Annotated in this window: 15 protein-coding genes; 8 read left to right on the plus strand and 7 right to left on the minus strand. The window is 66.8% G+C overall.

Annotated features, from left to right (window positions below):
• Window positions 1-41: 41 nt before the first annotated feature.
• From QFZ83_RS16645 to QFZ83_RS16655, 3 genes are all read left to right on the plus strand, one after another.
• On the plus strand, window positions 42-1,004 hold the full coding sequence (locus QFZ83_RS16645) for a DnaJ C-terminal domain-containing protein (RefSeq protein ID WP_307508183.1): 963 nt from the start codon (window positions 42-44) through the stop codon (window positions 1,002-1,004).
• A gap of 2 nt (window positions 1,005-1,006) precedes the next feature.
• On the plus strand, window positions 1,007-1,324 hold the full coding sequence (locus QFZ83_RS16650; RefSeq protein ID WP_307508185.1) for a chaperone modulator CbpM: 318 nt from the start codon (window positions 1,007-1,009) through the stop codon (window positions 1,322-1,324).
• Window positions 1,325-1,442: 118 nt separating this feature from the next.
• Complete coding sequence (locus QFZ83_RS16655; RefSeq protein WP_307508187.1) at window positions 1,443-1,964, plus strand: MerR family DNA-binding protein; 522 nt, start codon at window positions 1,443-1,445, stop codon at window positions 1,962-1,964.
• On the opposite strand, the gene QFZ83_RS16660 is transcribed toward QFZ83_RS16655, so the two are convergent.
• Entirely contained in the window at window positions 1,918-3,654 is a 1,737-nt protein-coding gene (locus tag QFZ83_RS16660; protein ID WP_307508189.1) for a dipeptidase, read from the minus strand. The genes QFZ83_RS16655 and QFZ83_RS16660 overlap by 47 nt on opposite strands.
• Window positions 3,655-3,792: 138 nt before the next feature.
• Complete coding sequence (locus tag QFZ83_RS16665; protein ID WP_307508191.1) at window positions 3,793-5,541, minus strand: dipeptidase; 1,749 nt, start codon at window positions 5,539-5,541, stop codon at window positions 3,793-3,795.
• Between the two features lie 60 nt (window positions 5,542-5,601).
• Between QFZ83_RS16665 and QFZ83_RS16670 the strand changes: the two genes are divergently transcribed.
• On the plus strand, window positions 5,602-6,186 hold the full coding sequence (locus QFZ83_RS16670) for a DNA-3-methyladenine glycosylase I (RefSeq protein WP_307508193.1): 585 nt from the start codon (window positions 5,602-5,604) through the stop codon (window positions 6,184-6,186).
• Between the two features lie 95 nt (window positions 6,187-6,281).
• Here the strand turns inward: QFZ83_RS16670 and QFZ83_RS16675 are convergent, their stop codons facing one another.
• Both QFZ83_RS16675 and QFZ83_RS32770 read right to left on the minus strand, forming a co-directional pair.
• Window positions 6,282-6,632, minus strand: coding sequence for a hypothetical protein (locus tag QFZ83_RS16675; RefSeq protein ID WP_013540837.1), 351 nt, complete (start codon window positions 6,630-6,632; stop codon window positions 6,282-6,284).
• A gap of 164 nt (window positions 6,633-6,796) precedes the next feature.
• Entirely contained in the window at window positions 6,797-7,072 is a 276-nt protein-coding gene (locus tag QFZ83_RS32770) for a hypothetical protein (protein WP_373457506.1), read from the minus strand.
• Window positions 7,073-7,251: 179 nt separating this feature from the next.
• Here QFZ83_RS32770 and QFZ83_RS16685 point away from each other — a divergent pair, with 179 nt between their 5' ends.
• On the plus strand, window positions 7,252-8,763 hold the full coding sequence (locus QFZ83_RS16685; protein WP_307508196.1) for a short-chain fatty acyl-CoA regulator family protein: 1,512 nt from the start codon (window positions 7,252-7,254) through the stop codon (window positions 8,761-8,763).
• Here QFZ83_RS16685 and QFZ83_RS16690 read toward each other — a convergent pair.
• Both QFZ83_RS16690 and metE read right to left on the minus strand, forming a co-directional pair.
• Window positions 8,705-9,556 carry a hypothetical protein gene (locus tag QFZ83_RS16690; protein ID WP_307508198.1) on the minus strand — a complete coding sequence of 284 codons (852 nt, stop codon included), beginning with the start codon at window positions 9,554-9,556 and terminating at the stop codon, window positions 8,705-8,707. The genes QFZ83_RS16685 and QFZ83_RS16690 overlap by 59 nt on opposite strands.
• Before the next feature lie 37 nt (window positions 9,557-9,593).
• Window positions 9,594-11,948 carry a 5-methyltetrahydropteroyltriglutamate--homocysteine S-methyltransferase gene (gene metE, locus QFZ83_RS16695; RefSeq protein WP_307508200.1) on the minus strand — a complete coding sequence of 785 codons (2,355 nt, stop codon included), beginning with the start codon at window positions 11,946-11,948 and terminating at the stop codon, window positions 9,594-9,596.
• Window positions 11,949-12,050: 102 nt separating this feature from the next.
• On the opposite strand from metE, the gene QFZ83_RS16700 reads away from it, so the two are divergent.
• A complete protein-coding gene (locus QFZ83_RS16700; RefSeq protein ID WP_013540832.1) occupies window positions 12,051-12,977 on the plus strand; it encodes a LysR family transcriptional regulator in 927 nt (308 codons plus the stop codon).
• On the opposite strand, the gene gcvA is transcribed toward QFZ83_RS16700, so the two are convergent.
• The gene (gcvA, locus tag QFZ83_RS16705; protein ID WP_307508202.1) at window positions 12,946-13,893 is read right to left on the minus strand and encodes a transcriptional regulator GcvA; all 948 of its coding nucleotides are present in this window, start codon (window positions 13,891-13,893) and stop codon (window positions 12,946-12,948) included. The genes QFZ83_RS16700 and gcvA overlap by 32 nt on opposite strands.
• Window positions 13,894-13,990: 97 nt before the next feature.
• Here gcvA and QFZ83_RS16710 point away from each other — a divergent pair, with 97 nt between their 5' ends.
• The gene (locus QFZ83_RS16710) at window positions 13,991-15,430 is read left to right on the plus strand and encodes an amidase (RefSeq protein ID WP_307508203.1); all 1,440 of its coding nucleotides are present in this window, start codon (window positions 13,991-13,993) and stop codon (window positions 15,428-15,430) included.
• Window positions 15,431-15,438: 8 nt separating this feature from the next.
• On the plus strand, window positions 15,439-16,755 hold the full coding sequence (locus tag QFZ83_RS16715; RefSeq protein WP_307508205.1) for an MFS transporter: 1,317 nt from the start codon (window positions 15,439-15,441) through the stop codon (window positions 16,753-16,755).
• Window positions 16,756-16,765: the final 10 nt, after the last annotated feature.

Below are 16,765 nucleotides of genomic sequence, written 5' to 3' on the forward strand. Positions count from 1 at the left end.
GGCCGCCCGGTCCGCCGTCCATTGAAACGACCATCACCACCATGGAATTCAAGGACTACTACAGCGCACTGGGCATCGAGCGCACCGCGTCCGACGACGAGGTGCGCAAGGCCTATCGCAAGCTCGCCCGCAAGTACCACCCCGACGTCAGCAAGGAGCCCGACGCCGAGAAGCGCATGCGCGAGATCAACGAGGCCAAGGACGTGCTGGGCGACAAGGAAAAGCGCGCCGCCTACGACGCGCTGGCCGACCGCGTCGCGCGCGGCGGCAGCCCCGAGGGCGACTTCCAGCCGCCGCCGGGCTGGGACTCGGGCTTCGAGTTCCACCGCGGCCCGCGCCAGGGCCCGGCGGACCATGCGGACTTCAGCGAGTTCTTCTCGTCGATGTTCGGCGAGGCCGAGCGCCGCGGTGCCGCGCGACAGAACTACCGCGCACGCGGCGAGGACCACCACGCAGCCATCGAGATCGCGCTGGAAGACGCGCTCAACGGCGCCGAGCGCGAGATCACCCTGCGCGCGCAGACTATCGACGCGCAAGGCCACCCTCAGTGGGAGAACCGCACGCTCAGCGTGAAGATCCCGCCGGGCGTGCACCCCGGCCAGTTCATCCGCCTCGCCGGGCAAGGCATGCCCGGCCATGGCGGCGAAGCGGCCGGCGACCTCTACCTCGAAGTGCGCATCGCGCCGCACAAGCTCTACCGCGTGGAGGAGCGCGACATCTACATGACGCTGCCCGTCACGCCCACCGAGGCCGCGCTCGGCGCGCAGGTCGAGGTGCCGACACCGGGCGGCGGCGTGGTCGAGGTCACGGTGCCGCGCAATGCGCGCGGCGGCATGAAGCTGCGCCTGAAGGGCCGCGGCTTGAAGGGCAAGACGCCCGGCGACCTGTACCTGCTGATCGAGATCGCGCTGCCGCCCGCCGACAGCGACGCCGCGCGCGCAGCCTACGAGCAGCTTGCACAGGCGGCCTCTTCGTTCAACCCGCGCCAGCACCTGGGAGTCTGAGCATGGCGACTGTTTCCATCACAACCGCAACCGCCATCAGCGCCTCGCAGCCGCTCGCGCTGAACGAGCTGGCCCACGCCGTCGGCGCCGATGCCGCCTGGGTGGTGCAACTGGTCGAGGTCGGCATCGTGCAGGTCACCACCGCCGAAGCGCCACCCGAGCGCTGGCAGTTCTCCAGCACCGACCTGCAATGCGCACTCGAGGCGCGCCGGCTGGAGCGCGACTTCGGCGTGGGCCTCGATGCGGCCGCGCTGATCCTCGATCTGCAGCACGAGGTGCGGCGGCTCAAGGCCGCGCTGCAGGCGCACGGGCTGCGATAGGCCGACAGGCCGCCCTGCCGGCGCATGGCCCTCCCGCCTCCAAGGGAAAACAGCCCGCAGGCTTGACCTTGACACCATGCCAAGCCGAAGACTTCGGGCCTCTTCAACAGGAGGCTGCATGAACCCTTGCGACAACACGCCGGAAGCCGACCGGCATTTCGACATCGAAGCGGCGCTGGCCCACGCCGGCGTCTCGGAACGGCTGCTGCATCAATGCGAAGCGCGCGGCCTGATCGATGGCGCAGCCCACACCGGCGCAACCCCTCTCCGGTACACGTCAGAGCACATCAGCGTGCTGCGCTTCGCGCGCCGGGCGCTCGCACTGGGCTTCGGCATGAACGAAATCGCCGCGCTGCTGACCCTCTGGCGAAACGAACACCGCACGAGCGCCGAGGTCAAGCATGTGGCGCTGAGCCAGGCCGAGGCGCTGGCATCGCGCATCGAGGAGCTCCAGGAGATGAAGCGCGTGCTCGAACGCCTCGCGAACCTGTGCCGGGGCGATCACCAGCCGGCCTGCCCCATCCTTGACGAGCTGCTGGAGCTCAAGGGCTTCGCCTCGCAGTGGCACGGCGAGGCGAAGAAGCCGCCGCGGGTTACTGCATCTGCTGCAGGTTGCCGATGCGCACCAGCATCTCGGTGAACATCTGCAGGTCGGCGTCGAGGTCGGGCACTTCCTTGTATTCCTTGGCGTTGTGTCCCGTGTACTTCTTGCCGGGCATGCCGGGGCCGAAGCTGATCGCGTTGGGCATCTGCTTGGCCGTGGTGGCGCCGGCGGCCGACACAGGCTTGGCTTCGAGGCCGGTGGTGTCGCCGTAGATGTCGAGCAGCGTGGCGAGCCAGCGGCCCGACGGGTCGCGCGCCATCCAGTTGCCTTGGTCGTACTTGATCTCGACCTTGGCCTTGTTCGCCGCGGCCCACTCGTTGATCCTGGCTTCCACCTGCGCCTTCAGCTCCTCGGGTGTGCGGCCGCGCGGCATGCGCGTGTTGACCGCCATGACCACGCGGCCATCGGCACCGGTGCGGATCAGGTTGGGCGAGAACGTCAGCGGGCCCATGAAGTCGTCCTTGTAGCCCACGCCCATCTTCTCGCCGAGGTAGCCGGTGCCGTAGAGATCGTCGATGTACTTGATCGCCTTCAGGAACTGGTTGTCGGCCAGCGCGACACCCGACTCCTGCAGGAACAGGCCCAGGCGCGGCAGCGGGTTCACGCCGTTCTGGGGCTCCGAGCCATGGGCCGAAACGCCGGTGACCTTGATGTCCACGTTGTCGGCACCCCGCGTGATCGCGATCGCGAACTTGCCTTGCGGTTCGTACTTCTGCAGGAAGGCCGCCTTCGCTGCTTCGAGCTTGGCCTGAACGGCCGCAAGATCGCCGCCCTTGAGCGTGGCGCTGGCAGTCTGCGAGATCGCGTTGACCGCGGCTGCCGCGCCCATGTCGGTGATCGCGGTGACGGTGCCATCGGTTTTTTCAGCGGGGAAGAACACGCTCAGCGAGCCCGCACCCTTCTCGGCCACGACGGCCGGGTAGCCGCTGTCGAGCACGATGTTGTATTCGGGCAGCTTGGTCTTGCCGCGGTAGTACTCCATCGCATCGCCGCCGGTTTCCTCGGTGGTCTCGATCATGAGCCGCATGGTGCGCTGGATCGGGATGCCGCTTTCCTTCACCGTCTTCATGGCGTAGAGCACGGCCGCGATGGAGCCTTTGTCGTCGATGGTGCCGCGGCCGTAGAGGCGGTCGCCCACGCGCTGCATCGTGAAGGGATCGAGCTTGGTGCCGTCGTCGAGCACCCACTCGGAGAGCACCGCGGGCACCACGTCCGAATGCGTGAGGATGCCGAACTCTTCGGTGCCCTTGCCCTTCAGGCTGACTTCGAAGATGCGGTTGTCGACGTTGCGATATGCGAGCCCGAAGCTCTTTGCGGTCTTCTCGACCAGCTTGCCGAAATCGATGATGGCGGGGTTCTCGTGCGGCGGAATCTGGACATTGCGCGCGGTCGGCAGCGCCACCATGGCGCCTAGGCTCGCGATCACCGCCTTCTGGTTGTGCAGGCGGTTGTAGAGACCGAGCAGGCGCCCGATGTTGGTGAGGTCGTCGCCTGTCAGCGTCGCCTTCTTGCGGTAGGCGGCCACGGCGGGTTTCAACGCGGGGTTGGCCTTCTCGGCCTGGGTGAGGAAGGCGTTGAAACTGGATGCGGTCTTGCCGCCTTGCCAGGCCGTTGCCAGCTCATCGAGCGCGGGTTTCTTGAGCGTTTCTGCAAAGGCCGGTGCGGTGAGGCCTGCTGCCATCAAGCCCATGGTGAGGACCGACAACGAGACGCGAAATTGCTGCATGAAGGTGACTCCCTGTTCACGAAAAATGGAGCCTTCGACGATAACCCGCGCCATGCTTTCGGCATGCCGCATCGCGCTACGAAGAAACGTAGCGGATGCGGCGCAAGGTGCAGCTTTAGGTTTGCAGACTGTGCGCTATCACTGCATCTGCTGCAGGTTGCCGATGCGCACCAGCATCTCGGTGAACATCTGCATGTCGGCATCGAGGTCCGGCACTTCCTTGTATTCCTTGGCGTTGTGCGCGGTGTATTTCTTGCCGGGCATCGCGGGGCCGAAGTTGATCGCGTTGGGCATCAGCTTGGCGGTCGTGCTGCCGGCCGTGGGCACCGGCTTGGCTTCGAGACCGGTGGTGCTGCCGTAGATGTCGAGCAGCGTCGAGAGCCATGCACCCTTGGGGTCGCGGGCCATCCAGTTGCCCTGGTCGTAGTTGACGTCGAGCTTCACCTGGTTCGCTGCGGCCCACGCGTTGACCTTGGCAGCCACCTGCGACTTCAGTTCGTCGGGCGTGCGGCCGCGTGGCATGCGCACGTTGGTCGTCATCTCGAGCCTGCCGTCGTTGCCCATGCGGATGAGGTTCGGCGAGAAGGTCAGCGAGCCCATGAAGTCGTCCTTGTAGCCGAGGCCCATCTTCTCGCCGAGGTAGCCGGTGCCGTAGAGCGCGTCGATGTACTTCGCGGCCTTCACGTAGTGGTTGGCGGCAAGCGGCGCACCCGATTCCTGCAGGAAGAGCGCGAGGCGTGGCAGCGGGTTCACGCCCTCTTCGGGACGCGAGCCGTGGGCCGACGTGCCGGTGACCTTGATGTCGATGCTGTCGCCGTTATCGCTCTTGCGCGCGATATCGATGGCGAACTTGCCGCCCTGCGGTTCGTACTTCTGGAGGAAAGCGGCCTTGGCCGCTTCGAGCTTCGCGGCCACTGCGGCGAGATCGCCGCCCTTCAACGTGGCGGTCGCGGTCTGCGAGATCGCATTGGCGGATGCGGCACCGCTCATCGCGGTGATCGCGGTCGATGCGGCGTCCGTTGTCTCCGCGGGGAAGAACACCTTGAGCGCGCCCGAGCCCTTCTCAGCGACGACCGCGGGGTACTTGCTGTCGAGCACGATGTTGTAGGCCGGCAGCTGCGTCTTGCTGCGGTAGTACACCATCGCATCGCCGCCCGTTTCCTCGGTGGTCTCGATCATCAGACGGATGCTGCGGTCGATGGGCAGGCCGCTGTCCTTCACGGCTTTCATCGCATAGAGCACGGCGGCGATGGAGCCCTTGTCGTCGATGGTGCCGCGGCCGTAGAGGAAGTCGCCCACGCGGGTCATCGTGAAGGGGTCGAGCTTCGTGCCGTCGTCGAGCACCCATTCGGAGAGCACCGCGGGCACCACGTCGGCATGCGTGAGGATGCCGAACTCCTCGCTGCCCCTGCCCTTGAGGCTGACCTCGAAAATGCGGTTGTCGACGTTGCGGAAGGCAAGGCCGAAGTCCTTCGCCATCTTCTCCACCAGCTTGCCGAACTCGATGATCTGCGGGCTTTCGTGCGGCGGCACCTGCACGTTGCGCACCGTGGGAATCGCCACCATCGTGCCGATGCTCGCGATCACGGCCTCCTGGTTCTGCAGGCGGTTGTAGAGGCCGAGCAGGCGCGCGGTGTTGGTGAGGTCGTCGCCGGCCAGCATCGACTTCTTGCGGTATGCGGCCACGGCGGGCTTCAACTCGGGATTGACCTTCTCGGCCTGGGTGAGGAAGGCATTGAAATCGGCGGGCGGCTTGCCGCTGCTTTTCCACGCCGCGGCCAGTTGGTCGAGCGCCGGTTTCTGGAGCGTGTCGGCAAAGGCCGGTGCACCGAGACCGAGCGCGATGCCCAATGAAAGGGCCGACAATGAAAATCGAAATTGCTGCATCAGGGTGACCCCCTCATTCTGAAAACATCTCCCGACGATAGCCGAGCGACACATCGAACAATGAACAGCACCACCACCACTGCCGCCACCAAGATCCGTTGCGCCTGGGCCCAGACCGACCCGCTCTTGGGCGACTACCACGACGCCGAATGGGGCGTGCCCGAATACGACAGCCGCGCGCTGTGGGAAAAGCTGATGCTCGACGGCTTTCAGGCCGGACTCGCGTGGATCACGATCCTGCGCAAGCGCGATGCGTTCCGCAAAGCCTTCGAGGGCTTCGTGCCCGAGAAGGTCGCCAAGTTCACCGCCGACGATGTCGCGCGGCTGATGCAGGACGCGGGCATCGTGCGCGCGCGGGCCAAGATCGAAGCCACCATCGGTAACGCACGCGCCTACCTCGCGATGCAGGCTGCGGGCGAGGATTTCTCGGCGTTCATCTGGGGCATGGCCGGCGGCAAGCCGATCGTCAACAAGACCGGCGAGGTGCCGACGCAGACGCCGCTGTCGGAAGAGATTTCGAAGGCGCTCAAGAAGCGCGGCTTCAAGTTCGTCGGGCCGGTGATCGTCTATGCGTGGATGCAGGCGACCGGCATCGTGGACGACCATGCGCCGGACTGCCACCGGCACGGGTCGAAGAAGAAATAAACAAACAGACGCCCAATGAAAAAACCGGACCGCGCTTTCGCACGGTCCGGTTTTCTTTTTGGCTTGTGACCTGAAGCGGCTTGCGCCGCGACGGATTACAGGCCGGCTTGACGCGTGAAGGTCAGGCCCTTCGCTTGCGCGGGAATCACGCTGCCAGCGAAGGTTTCGGGACGCAGGTTCTGGCCCGGTGCGTGCGCCGCGGCAACAGCTTGGGCGCGAACGGTGGCGCGGTCGGTGGTCGAAGCGGTCAGCGTCGGAGCGGCGGTGGACGAAGCAGCATCGCTGTATTCGTTGCCGGCGCGGGCGGCAGCAGCAGCTTGGGGCGCCACATCGGCGCGGCTGTAGCCGGAGGTCAGGGGTTGCACGCCTTCGTATGTTTCTGCATGGGCGCCAGCGGCGGCGAGCAGGGAGAGAGCGGCGGCGGCGAGGATGTTCGAGGTCTTCATTTCAATTTCCTTCTTGATTGGGCTTTGGATGCCCTGAAGTTTGCACCACGATTCCAAGGGAAAACCCTACTCAATCGAATCGCAGTGTTCATGAAACTGAAACAATGACCGGGAACTTTGTGACGAGGCTAAGTCAACTGCCCGTTCCGCCGCTGAAATCCCGGCTAGTTTGCGTACTTTTCCTCTAGTTCGTCAAGCAAGGGCTTGCCAACGAGGCGCTGCGCCGTACAAGTCAACGCACGTTGCATGCCAGCCACCGCCCAGCGTGGCCAGTCTTCCTTCATGCCCGTCGCCTTCACCACGCCGCCGAGACGCGCCCGCTCCTCGTCGACGAACTTGGTGAACGACGCGCGCGTGCCGCCGATGGGCTCGGTGCCCATGCCCTTCAAGTGTTCGGCCGTGGACGGCGTCTTCATGGCGGCATCGATGACGGCGGCCATCTTGTCGACGGATCGCATCGGGCGCGCCAAGCCCCTCTTTTCGAGACGCGCCGACAGATTCGCAATCTACGCAATATCGTGCCCATAATGAGCTAACCATTGGCGAATGATTGCGAACGCAGCACGCCAGATTTGCGAATCTTGCGAATCAGAACAGACCTCGAAGAACGGATCGAACGATGAAGAAGACCTTCATGGGCGTGCGGCTGCGCAGCCTCCGCGAAGAGCGCGGCCTGAGCCAGCTCGCGCTTGCGCAGCAACTCGGCCTGTCGCCCAGCTACCTCAACCAGATCGAGCAGAACCAGCGCCCCCTCACCGTGCCGGTGCTGCTGCGCCTGCATGCCACGCTGGGCGTCGACATCCAGGCCTTCTCGGAAGACGAGGAAGCGCGCCTGGTTGCGAGCCTGCGCGAGGCGCTGGCCGACAACCCGGGCGGCGATGCGGTCGCGCTCGCCGAGCTGCGCGAAGTCGCCACGCAGATGCCCGCGGTCGGCCGTGCGCTGGTCGCACTGCACCAGCGGCACCGCGATGCGATGGAACGCCTCGAAGCACTGGCCGGCGAACTCGGCGATGGCCGCGGCGATCTCGCGCGCATGCCGCAGGCGCGACCGATGCCCTTCGAGGAAGTGCGCGACTTCTTCTTCGCGCACCAGAACTACATCGCCCCGCTCGACAACGCTGCCGAGACCTTCTCCGTGCAGTGGCGACTGCGCGAGGGCAACCCCGGCGACCGGCTCGCGCAGCGTCTGCTCGAAACACGCGGCGTGCAGGTGATCCCGGCCGAAGACGACGAAGGCGGCGCGCAACGCCGCTTCGATCCGGCCACGCGCGTGCTCCGGCTCTCGCGCTACCTGGAGCCGGGCCAGCACGCCTTCCAGCTCGCGACGCAACTCGCCTTTCTCGAAGTCGGCGACTTGATCGACAAGCTGGTCACCGAAGCGCCACTGTCCAGCGACACCGCGCGTTCGCTCGCCCGCATCGGCCTCGCGAACTACTTCGCCGCCGCATTGCTGCTGCCCTACGGCGTGTTCCTCGAAGCGGCCGAGCAACTGCGCTACGACATCGACCAGCTCGCGCGCCGCTTCGGCGTCGGCTTCGAAACGATCTGCCACCGCCTGAGTTCGCTGCAGCGGCCCGAGGCGCGTGGCGTGCCCTTCTTCCTCATTCGCGTCGACCGCGCCGGCAACATCTCCAAGCGCCAGTCGGCCACGCACTTCCATTTCTCGAAGACCGGCGGCACCTGCCCGCTATGGAACGTGTACGAGGCTTTCGCCCAACCGGGCCGCGTGTTGACGCAGCTCGCGCGCATGCCCGATGGCCGCGCCTACCTCTGGATCGCGCGCACCGTGTCACACGGCTTTCGCGGCTACGGCTCGCCCAACAAGACCTTTTCGATTGGCCTGGGCTGCGACATCAGCCACGCCACCCGGCTCGTTTACTCCAAGGGCATGGATCTGCGCGACCCCGAGGTGCCGACGCCCATCGGCGCGGGTTGCAAGGTGTGCGAGCGCGAGACCTGCCCGCAGCGCGCGTTTCCGTTCGTCGGCCGGCCGCTCGATGTGGACGAGAACCAGAGCCGCTTCATGCCCTACGCCGCGGCGCCCGACAAGTACGGCGCCGCGCGCACTGCACTCAAGAGCGGGGCCAGCCGCGCACCAGCGTCCGGATCGCCACGGCGCCGCTCCCCTTGACCTCGGCGCGGTAGCTGCCCACCAGTGCCTCGCGCTCGGCCGCGGCCTGCGGATCGTTGCGCCAGGCGAGCAAGGCTGCCACGTCCGCATCGGGCAATGCCGCGAGCAACGCCTGCGTGACCTGCTTCTCGAACTCCCGCGCCACCGTCAGCAGATTGCGCGGACGCGGCGAGGTGATGCCACGCGACCACAGCGTGTCGACGGCCATGTCGAGCGTGCGATCGGGCAGCGAGGTGAACTGGCCGGCATTGCCGCGTGCCAACTGCTTCACGACAGAACTCAGCAGCAGCTGGCTGGAGAAATCGACTTCGCGCGTGTCGGCCACGGCCATACGCTCGAGCAGCTCGGTGCGCACCGGGTCGGCCGGCTTCGCGCGCTCGCGGTTGAAGAACTCGACCTTGGCCGTGTCGTCCATTGCGGCGTAGTCGGCGCGCAGCTTCGCGAGTCGAGCCACCGCCTCCAGCACCTGCGGGCTCGGCGCGGCACCGCCCTTGCCCGCAGCAGCCACCTCCTGCTGGATCGCGGCCACGGAAGCCTTGACATCGAACGACCGCGATGCGGCCGTGTCCAGCGCCGCGAGCGCCTTGTGGGCGATGGCCTGGTCCGGCGGGTCCAGCAACTGGCGCGCATCGCGCGACACGGCGCCGGGCGCATACGCGGCCTGGTAGCGCGCCTGCACACCTTCGAACTGCAGCAGTGCCTGCGCACGGTCTTGCGCCCAGGCCATGGCTGGCGCGAGCAGCAGCGAAAGAATGAGGGTAAAGCGTTTGGCTACGAGGGAAGAGACAGTCATGACGCCATTATTGGCGCGCGTCACGACCTTCCCTGCTTCAGGCCGCCGCCAGTTCCTTGCGCAGCAGCTTCGCAGCCGTGACCATGTTCGACAACGCCGCTTCCGTCTCCGGCCAGCCGCGGGTCTTCAGGCCGCAGTCGGGGTTGATCCAGAGGTTCTCGTGCGGCACCACGACCGCGGCCTTGCGCATGAGGCGCACGATCTCGTCCACCGAAGGCACGCGCGGCGAGTGGATGTCGTACACGCCCGGGCCGATCTCGTTCGGGTAGCGAAAGCCCCCGGAATTGTTCTCGCCACCGAACCCGCGCAGCAGCTCCATGTCGGAGCGGCTGGTCTCGATGGTGATGACGTCCGCGTCCATCGCCGCGATCTCCGGCAGGATGTCGTTGAATTCCGAGTAGCACATGTGCGTGTGGATCTGCGTTTCGTCGCGCACGCCCGAGGCGCTGATGCGGAAGGCGCGTGTCGCCGACTTCAGGTACGCGGGCCAGCCGGCGCGGCGCAGCGGCAGGCCTTCGCGGATCGCGGGCTCGTCGATCTGGATGATGCCGATGCCCGCGCCTTCGAGGTCCACCACCTCGTCGCGGATCGCCCAGGCGATCTGCTCGCAGGTGGTCGCGCGCGGCTGGTCGTCGCGCACAAAGGACCACTGCAGGATCGTGACCGGGCCGGTCAGCATGCCTTTCATCGGCAACTTGGTGAGGCTCTGCGCATAGGCGGTCCACTCGACCGTCATAGGAGCCGGGCGCGCCACGTCGCCGAAGATCACCGGTGGCTTCACGCAACGCGAACCGTACGACTGCACCCAGCCGTTGGCGGTGAAGACGAAGCCGTCGAGTTGCTCTCCGAAGTACTCGACCATGTCGTTGCGCTCGGCCTCGCCATGCACCAGCACGTCGATGCCCAACTCCTCCTGCTTGCGAACGGCCAACGCGATCTCGGCGCGCATCTTCTCGCGATAGCCGGCCGCATCGAGTTCGCCGCGTTTGAATGAGGCGCGCGCGGCGCGGATGTCGGAGGTCTGCGGGAACGAACCGATGGTGGTGGTCGGCAGCGCGGGCAAGGCGAAGCGCGTGCGCTGCACCGACTGGCGTTGCGGAAAGACCGAACTGCGGGCGTCGTCGCCGGCCACGCTGCGCGCCAGGCGCAGCGCCACGTCGGCGCGGTGCACGCGCGGGCTGCTGCGGCGGGCGGCGACGGCGGCGCGGGCGGTCTTGAGTTCGTTCTCGACCGATGCTTCACCGCCATCGAGCACGGCACGCAGCATGCGCAGCTCATCGAGCTTCTCGACGGCGAAGGCGAGCCACGACTTGAGTTCGGCATCGAGCTTGGTCTCCGCCGCGAGGCTGAACGGCACATGCAGCAGCGAGCACGACGGCGCGATCCACAGCTCGCCGCGGTTCTTGTCGACCACCGGGCGCAGCGTGGCAAGCGCGGCATCGGGATCGGTGCGCCAGATGTTGCGGCCATCGACGATGCCGACCGACAGCACCTTGTGCGCCGCAAGCCAGTCGGCCACGCCGGTCAGCTCCTGTGGCGAACGCACCGCGTCCACATGCAGCCCGGCGACCGGCAGCTGGCAGGCCAGGCGCAGGTTGTCGGAGAGCGGTGAGAAGTACGTGGCCAGCAGCAGCTTGGGCGCGCTGCGCGCGAGCTGCCAGTAGGCGCGCTCGAAGGCGTTGCGCCAGGCATCGGGCAGGTCCAGGCCGAGGATGGGTTCGTCGATCTGCACCCACTCCACGCCCTGCTGCTTCAGGCGCGTGAGCACCTGTTCGTACACGGGCAGCAGCGCATCGAGCAGCGAGAAGCGGTCGAAGCCGGCCTCTTTCTCCTTGCCCAGGTACAGGAAGCTCAGCGGTCCGAGCAGCACGGCCTTGACCGCATGCCCGGCCTGCTGCGCCTGCGCCACTTCGTCGAAGAGCCGCGTCGAGGCCAGCTTGAACTGCGTGGCCGCGTTGAACTCGGGCACGAGGTAGTGGTAGTTGGTGTCGAACCACTTGGTCATCTCCAGCGCGAAGGTGCCTTCGGTGCCGTGCTTGCAGCTTTCGTCGTGCACATGCCCCGCGTCGGGAATTTCTTCCTCCACGCCGCGCGCCATCTTGAAGTAGCGCGACAGCTCGGGCTCGTCGCCGAAGAAGTTGAAGCGCGCCGGCTCGCAGCCGAGCAGCTGGATGTGGTTGGCCACCTGGTCGTAGTAGGCGAAGTCGCCGACCGTCACGAAATCGAGCCCTGCATCGCGCTGGGCCTGCCAGTGGCACGCACGCAGTTCCTCGCCGACAGCCTCGAGCGCGGTGCGGTCGATCTCGCCGCGCCAGTGCTTTTCGAGTGCGAACTTCAGTTCGCGGTTGGCGCCCATGCGCGGAAAGCCGAGGGTGTGGGTACGAGTGGTCATTGCAGGTAATCCGGTCGCTTGAATCTTGAGAATCCGCAATGGTCGGCGTTTGGCGTCTATGATTCAAACGAAACCTTTTGCCCATTCACTTGAATCTCATTCATGTTGCAATCGATCCTGGAAATACGCCACCTGCGCACGCTCATCGCGTTGCGCGACACCGGCAGCCTGGTGCGCGCGGCGCAGTTGCTCAACCTCACGCAGTCGGCGTTGTCGCACCAGATCAAGCTGCTCGAAGACCGCTACGGCGCGCAGCTCTTCGAGCGCAAGTCGGTGCCGCCGCAGTTCAGCACCACGGGCCTGCGGCTGCTGCAGTTGGCAGACACTGCATTGCCGCTGATCGAAGAAGCCGAGCGCGATGTGGCGCGCCTCGCGCTCGGACGCAGCGGTCAGTTGCGCATCGTGGTCGAGTGCCACACCTGCTTCGACTGGCTGATGCCCGCAATGGACGCCTTCCGCCAGCGCTGGCCCGAGATCGAACTCGACATCGTCTCGGGCTTCCACCCCGACCCGATCGCGCTGGTGATGCAGAACCGAGCCGAGGTGGCCATCGTTTCCGAGGAAGACCCCGCCGAAACGGTCGACTACCACGCGCTCTTCCGCTTCGAGATCGTCGCGCTGCTCGCCAACGACCATGCGCTCACGGCCAAGACGCACCTCACGGCCAGGCATTTCGCCGACCAGACGCTCATCACCTACCCCGTGCCCGACGAGATGCTCGACATCGTTCGGCAGGTGCTCGCGCCCGCCGGCGTGGAGCCCGCGCACCGGCGCACGACCGAGCTCACCGTGGCGATGCTGCAGCTGGTGGCGAGCGGCCGCGGCGTCGCGACCCTGCCGCTGTGGGCAGTGCAGAACTACCTGGACCGCGGCTACGTCACGGCGCGCCGCGTCGGCAGCAAGGGGCTGACGGGGCGGCTCTACATGGCTTGCACGCAGGGCACGTCCGACCAGCCGTGGCTCGCCGATTTCGTGCGCATCACGCGCGAGAGTTGTTTCAAGAGCCTGCCCGGGATCGAGCTGCTTTGACGGGTGCCTTCTTGCGCGGGCGGGTGACCTTCTTGCTGGCCTCGCCCAGGATCCATCCGCGAAAGGCCGCGACCTTCGGGCGGTCGTGGCTGTTTTCCGGGTACACGAGGTAGTAGGCGAAGTCTTCAAGCCAAGTCACGTCCGACAGCTGCACGAGTCGGCCTTGCGCCAGGTCGTCGGCCACTACTGCGGCGGGCAGCAATGCCGCGCCCTGCCCTGCGAGCACGGCCTTCAGGAGCAAACCCGAGTCGTCGAAAGACGGCCCGCGCGCGGCCCCCGTGTTCTCGATCCCCTGCGCCCCGAACCACAGCGCCCACGCCTTGCGTTCGGCATCGTTCACACGCGGCCAGCGCACGAGGCCGGCCGGCGTCTCGGGCATGCCGAGTCGCTTGACCAATGCAGGCGCAGCGACGGGAACGATCTCCACCGTCAACACGCGCTGGCTGCTCAAACCGTGGTAGCGCCCGAGCCCGTGGCGGATCGCGACATCCACGCCATCGCGCGAGAAGTCGGCCAGCGCACTACTGCTCACCACCTGAAGGTCGATATCCGGATGCGCATCCTGGAAGCCCTTGAGCCGCGGCACCAGCCAGGCGGAAGCGAAGAACGGCGTGGCACTCACGGTGAGGATGCCCGTGTCATCTGGCACCGCGACACGGCGCGTGGCGTCGCTGATCTGCCGGAACGCGTTGCGCACCGGCGGCAGATAGGCCTGGCCGGCGTCCGTGAGGAAGATGCCGCGGTTCACACGGCGAAAGAGCGGAACGCCCAGATGCACCTCCAGCGTCTTGATCAATTGGCTTACCGCGCCGGGCGTCACGCACAACTCATCCGCCGCATTCTTGACGGAGAGATGGCGGGCCGAGGCCTCGAAGGCACGCAGCGCGTTGAGCGGTGGGAGTCGATGCTCTGTCATTTAGTTAATCTGATTCGAAAGCCTCAGAAAATCTGGTTTGCGAGGCGATGTTTCAAGGAGGAATATTCGCACAACGAAACTCAAAAGAGAAACCGTCTTGTTGCATTCCTCCGATCTCCCGAGCCTTAGATATTCTGATCACTCGGGCGCACTCCACTACCTGGAACTCACCGAACTGGCCGCGCGCATCCGCACGCGCCAAGTCTCTCCGGTCACGGTGCTTCGCGCCCAACTCCACCGCATCTCCGCACTGGACGGAGCGCTCCACAGCTACGCGCTGGTGATGCCCGACGCCGCGATGGCGCAGGCCGAAGCGGCGCAGGCGGAGATCGCCGCGGGCCGGTACCGCGGACCGCTGCACGGCGTGCCCATCGCGGTGAAGGACCTGTGCTTCACCGCAGGCTTCGCCACCGCGGGCGGCATGGCGATCCACAAGCACCACATTCCCTTCGAAGATGCGACCGTGGTGCGTCGCCTGAAGGAAGCCGGCGCGGTGCTGCTCGGCAAGCTGCAGCTCACCGAGGGTGCGTACTCCGACCACCACCCGTCCATCACGCCGCCGCGCAATCCGTGGCATGCGGACCATTGGCCCGGCATGTCGTCCAGCGGCTCGGGCGTGGCGACGGCGGCGGGCCTCTGCTACGGCTCGCTGGGTTCCGACACGGGCGGATCGATCCGCTTTCCCTGCGCGGCCAACGGCCTCACCGGCATCAAGCCGAGTTGGGGCCGCGTGAGCCGGTACGGCGTGTTCGAACTTGCCGCCTCGCTGGACCACATCGGCCCGATGGCACGCAGCGCGCTCGATGCCGGCGTGCTGCTCGGTGTGATCGCGGGCAGCGACGAGAACGATCCGACCGCAGCCCTCGACCCAGTGCCCGACTATCTCGCGACGGCGGACCACGGGGTGCGAGGCCTCCGCATCGGCATCGACGCCGCATGGAACAACGACGGCGTGGACCCCGCGACGCAGGCCATGCTGAAAGACGCCGCCGAGACCTTGCGCGCACTCGGCGCCCGCCCTGTCGACCTGCGTTTTCCCGACGTGACGGAGGCGGTGGCGGACTGGTTTCCGCTCTGCGCGGTGGAAGCGGCCGTGGCGCACGAAGCGACCTACCCGTCGCGCAAGGATGCATATGGCCCTGTCCTCGCTTCGGTCATCGAGGACGGCATGTCGGTGAACGGAACAGCGCTTCAGAGAATCCGTCTGCGAAGCATGGCCTTGCGCGGCCGCGTCTCGGCGCTGTTCGCCGACATCGACCTGCTGCTGATCCCGGTGCACCCTTTCGCGTCGCCAACCGTCGCGGCGATGCAGACACTGGGCGAAACGCCGGCACTGGTGTCCGCTCTGCTGCGCTATACCGCGCCCTTCGACATGACCGGCCATCCCACGATCACACTGCCCGGCGGCTTCACCGAAGCCGGCATGCCGCTCGCATTCCAACTCGTCGCGGCGCACATGGACGAAGCCACGCTGGTCCGCGCCGGTGCCGCGTTCCAGGCCGTGACCACATGGCATCGGCGCCATCCGCTGGACTGAAGAAGAACATGGAGACCTCTCCCTTGACCCATGCATCCCCCTCGCCGCGCGCGCGCCTCTTCCGCGGCTGGCTCGTGGTCGCGGGCGCCTTCGCCGTGACCCTCGTGGGCTTCGGCAGCGCCTACACCTTCAGCGCCTTTCTCGAATCGCTGCAGCGCGACTTCGGCGCCTCGCGCGGCTCGGTGTCGCTGGTGTTCTCGCTCGCGGGCTTTCTCTACTTCGGGCTGGGCGTCATCAGCGGACCGCTTGCCGATCGATGGGGTTCGCGGCGGCTCGCGGTCGCGGGCATGGTGCTGGTCGGGCTGGGCCTCGCCCTCGCGGGGCAGGCGCAGAGCCTGACGCAGATCTACCTTGCGTACGGGCTCGGCGTGGGCCTGGGCGTCGGCGCGTCGTATGTGCCGGTGCTCGGCGCGGTACAGCGCTGGTTCGTCAAGCGGCGCGGATTCGCGTCGGGCATTACGGTCAGCGGCATCGGCGTGGGCACGCTGGTGATGCCGCCGCTGGCGTCGTTCCTCATCGAAGGCATCGGATGGCGCCACGCCTATCTGGCGCTCGGCGTGCTCGCCGTGGTGGTGGGCGTGGGCATGGCGCTCTTCATCGAGAACGACCCGCGCGACCGCGGGCTCGGGCCCGACGGCGATCCGCCGCAACCGCAAACGTCATCGACCAAGCCCGCAGGCGCGACGGTGCGGGAAGCGGTCACATCGCGACGCTTCGCCGGCCTCTTCGCGGCTTGCCTCATCAGTTCGTTCGGCCTGTTCGTGCCCTTCGTCCACCTCGTGCCGTACGCGCTCGACCATGGTGTGCCGTCGACTTCCGCAGTGCTGCTGCTCGGCGCCATCGGCGTCGGCAGCACGGCGGGCCGGTTCTTCCTCGGCGGGCTGGCCGACCGCATCGGCCGCCAGCTCGCGCTGCCGCTGATGTCGGCGGGCATGGCGCTGTCACTCGTGGTCTGGGCGGTGTCCGGTGGGTTCTGGGGGCTGGCCGTGTTCGCGTTCGCCTACGGCGTGTTCTACGGCGGCTTCGTCGCGCTGCTGCCGGCGCTGGTGATGGACTACTTCGGCGGGCGCAACATCAGCGCGATCATCGGCGTGCTCTACACCAGCGTGGCCGTGGGCACGCTGGTCGGGCCGAGCGCGGCGGGTTTTGCGTTCGACATCAGCCGCAGCTACCTGCTGCCGATCGTCGCCAGCATCGGCGCGAACCTCGTCGCGGCCGGCATCCTGCTGGCGATGGCCCGGCGCGATGCTTCGGTAAAACCGGCCGCGGCCGGCGCAGCGCGGGGTACAGTCGGGAATGAACCCACAACCGCCCGCCGCCCCTAGCCCCGCTCCC

The organism is Variovorax sp. W1I1 (assembly GCF_030815625.1).
Lineage (GTDB): Bacteria > Pseudomonadota > Gammaproteobacteria > Burkholderiales > Burkholderiaceae_C > Variovorax > Variovorax paradoxus_C.

What these genes read in the sequence shown, in the direction of transcription:
- QFZ83_RS16645 (WP_307508183.1), top strand. Translation starts at nt 42, where the DNA reads ATGGAATTCAAGGACTACTACAGCGCACTGGGCATCGAGCGCACCGCG.
- QFZ83_RS16650 (WP_307508185.1), top strand. Translation starts at nt 1,007, where the DNA reads ATGGCGACTGTTTCCATCACAACCGCAACCGCCATCAGCGCCTCGCAG.
- QFZ83_RS16655 (WP_307508187.1), top strand. Translation starts at nt 1,443, where the DNA reads ATGAACCCTTGCGACAACACGCCGGAAGCCGACCGGCATTTCGACATC.
- QFZ83_RS16660 (WP_307508189.1), bottom strand. Translation starts at nt 3,654, where the DNA reads ATGCAGCAATTTCGCGTCTCGTTGTCGGTCCTCACCATGGGCTTGATG.
- QFZ83_RS16665 (WP_307508191.1), bottom strand. Translation starts at nt 5,541, where the DNA reads ATGCAGCAATTTCGATTTTCATTGTCGGCCCTTTCATTGGGCATCGCG.
- QFZ83_RS16670 (WP_307508193.1), top strand. Translation starts at nt 5,602, where the DNA reads ATGAACAGCACCACCACCACTGCCGCCACCAAGATCCGTTGCGCCTGG.
- QFZ83_RS16675 (WP_013540837.1), bottom strand. Translation starts at nt 6,632, where the DNA reads ATGAAGACCTCGAACATCCTCGCCGCCGCCGCTCTCTCCCTGCTCGCC.
- QFZ83_RS32770 (WP_373457506.1), bottom strand. Translation starts at nt 7,072, where the DNA reads ATGGCCGCCGTCATCGATGCCGCCATGAAGACGCCGTCCACGGCCGAA.
- QFZ83_RS16685 (WP_307508196.1), top strand. Translation starts at nt 7,252, where the DNA reads ATGAAGAAGACCTTCATGGGCGTGCGGCTGCGCAGCCTCCGCGAAGAG.
- QFZ83_RS16690 (WP_307508198.1), bottom strand. Translation starts at nt 9,556, where the DNA reads ATGACTGTCTCTTCCCTCGTAGCCAAACGCTTTACCCTCATTCTTTCG.
- metE (WP_307508200.1), bottom strand. Translation starts at nt 11,948, where the DNA reads ATGACCACTCGTACCCACACCCTCGGCTTTCCGCGCATGGGCGCCAAC.
- QFZ83_RS16700 (WP_013540832.1), top strand. Translation starts at nt 12,051, where the DNA reads ATGTTGCAATCGATCCTGGAAATACGCCACCTGCGCACGCTCATCGCG.
- gcvA (WP_307508202.1), bottom strand. Translation starts at nt 13,893, where the DNA reads ATGACAGAGCATCGACTCCCACCGCTCAACGCGCTGCGTGCCTTCGAG.
- QFZ83_RS16715 (WP_307508205.1), top strand. Translation starts at nt 15,439, where the DNA reads ATGGAGACCTCTCCCTTGACCCATGCATCCCCCTCGCCGCGCGCGCGC.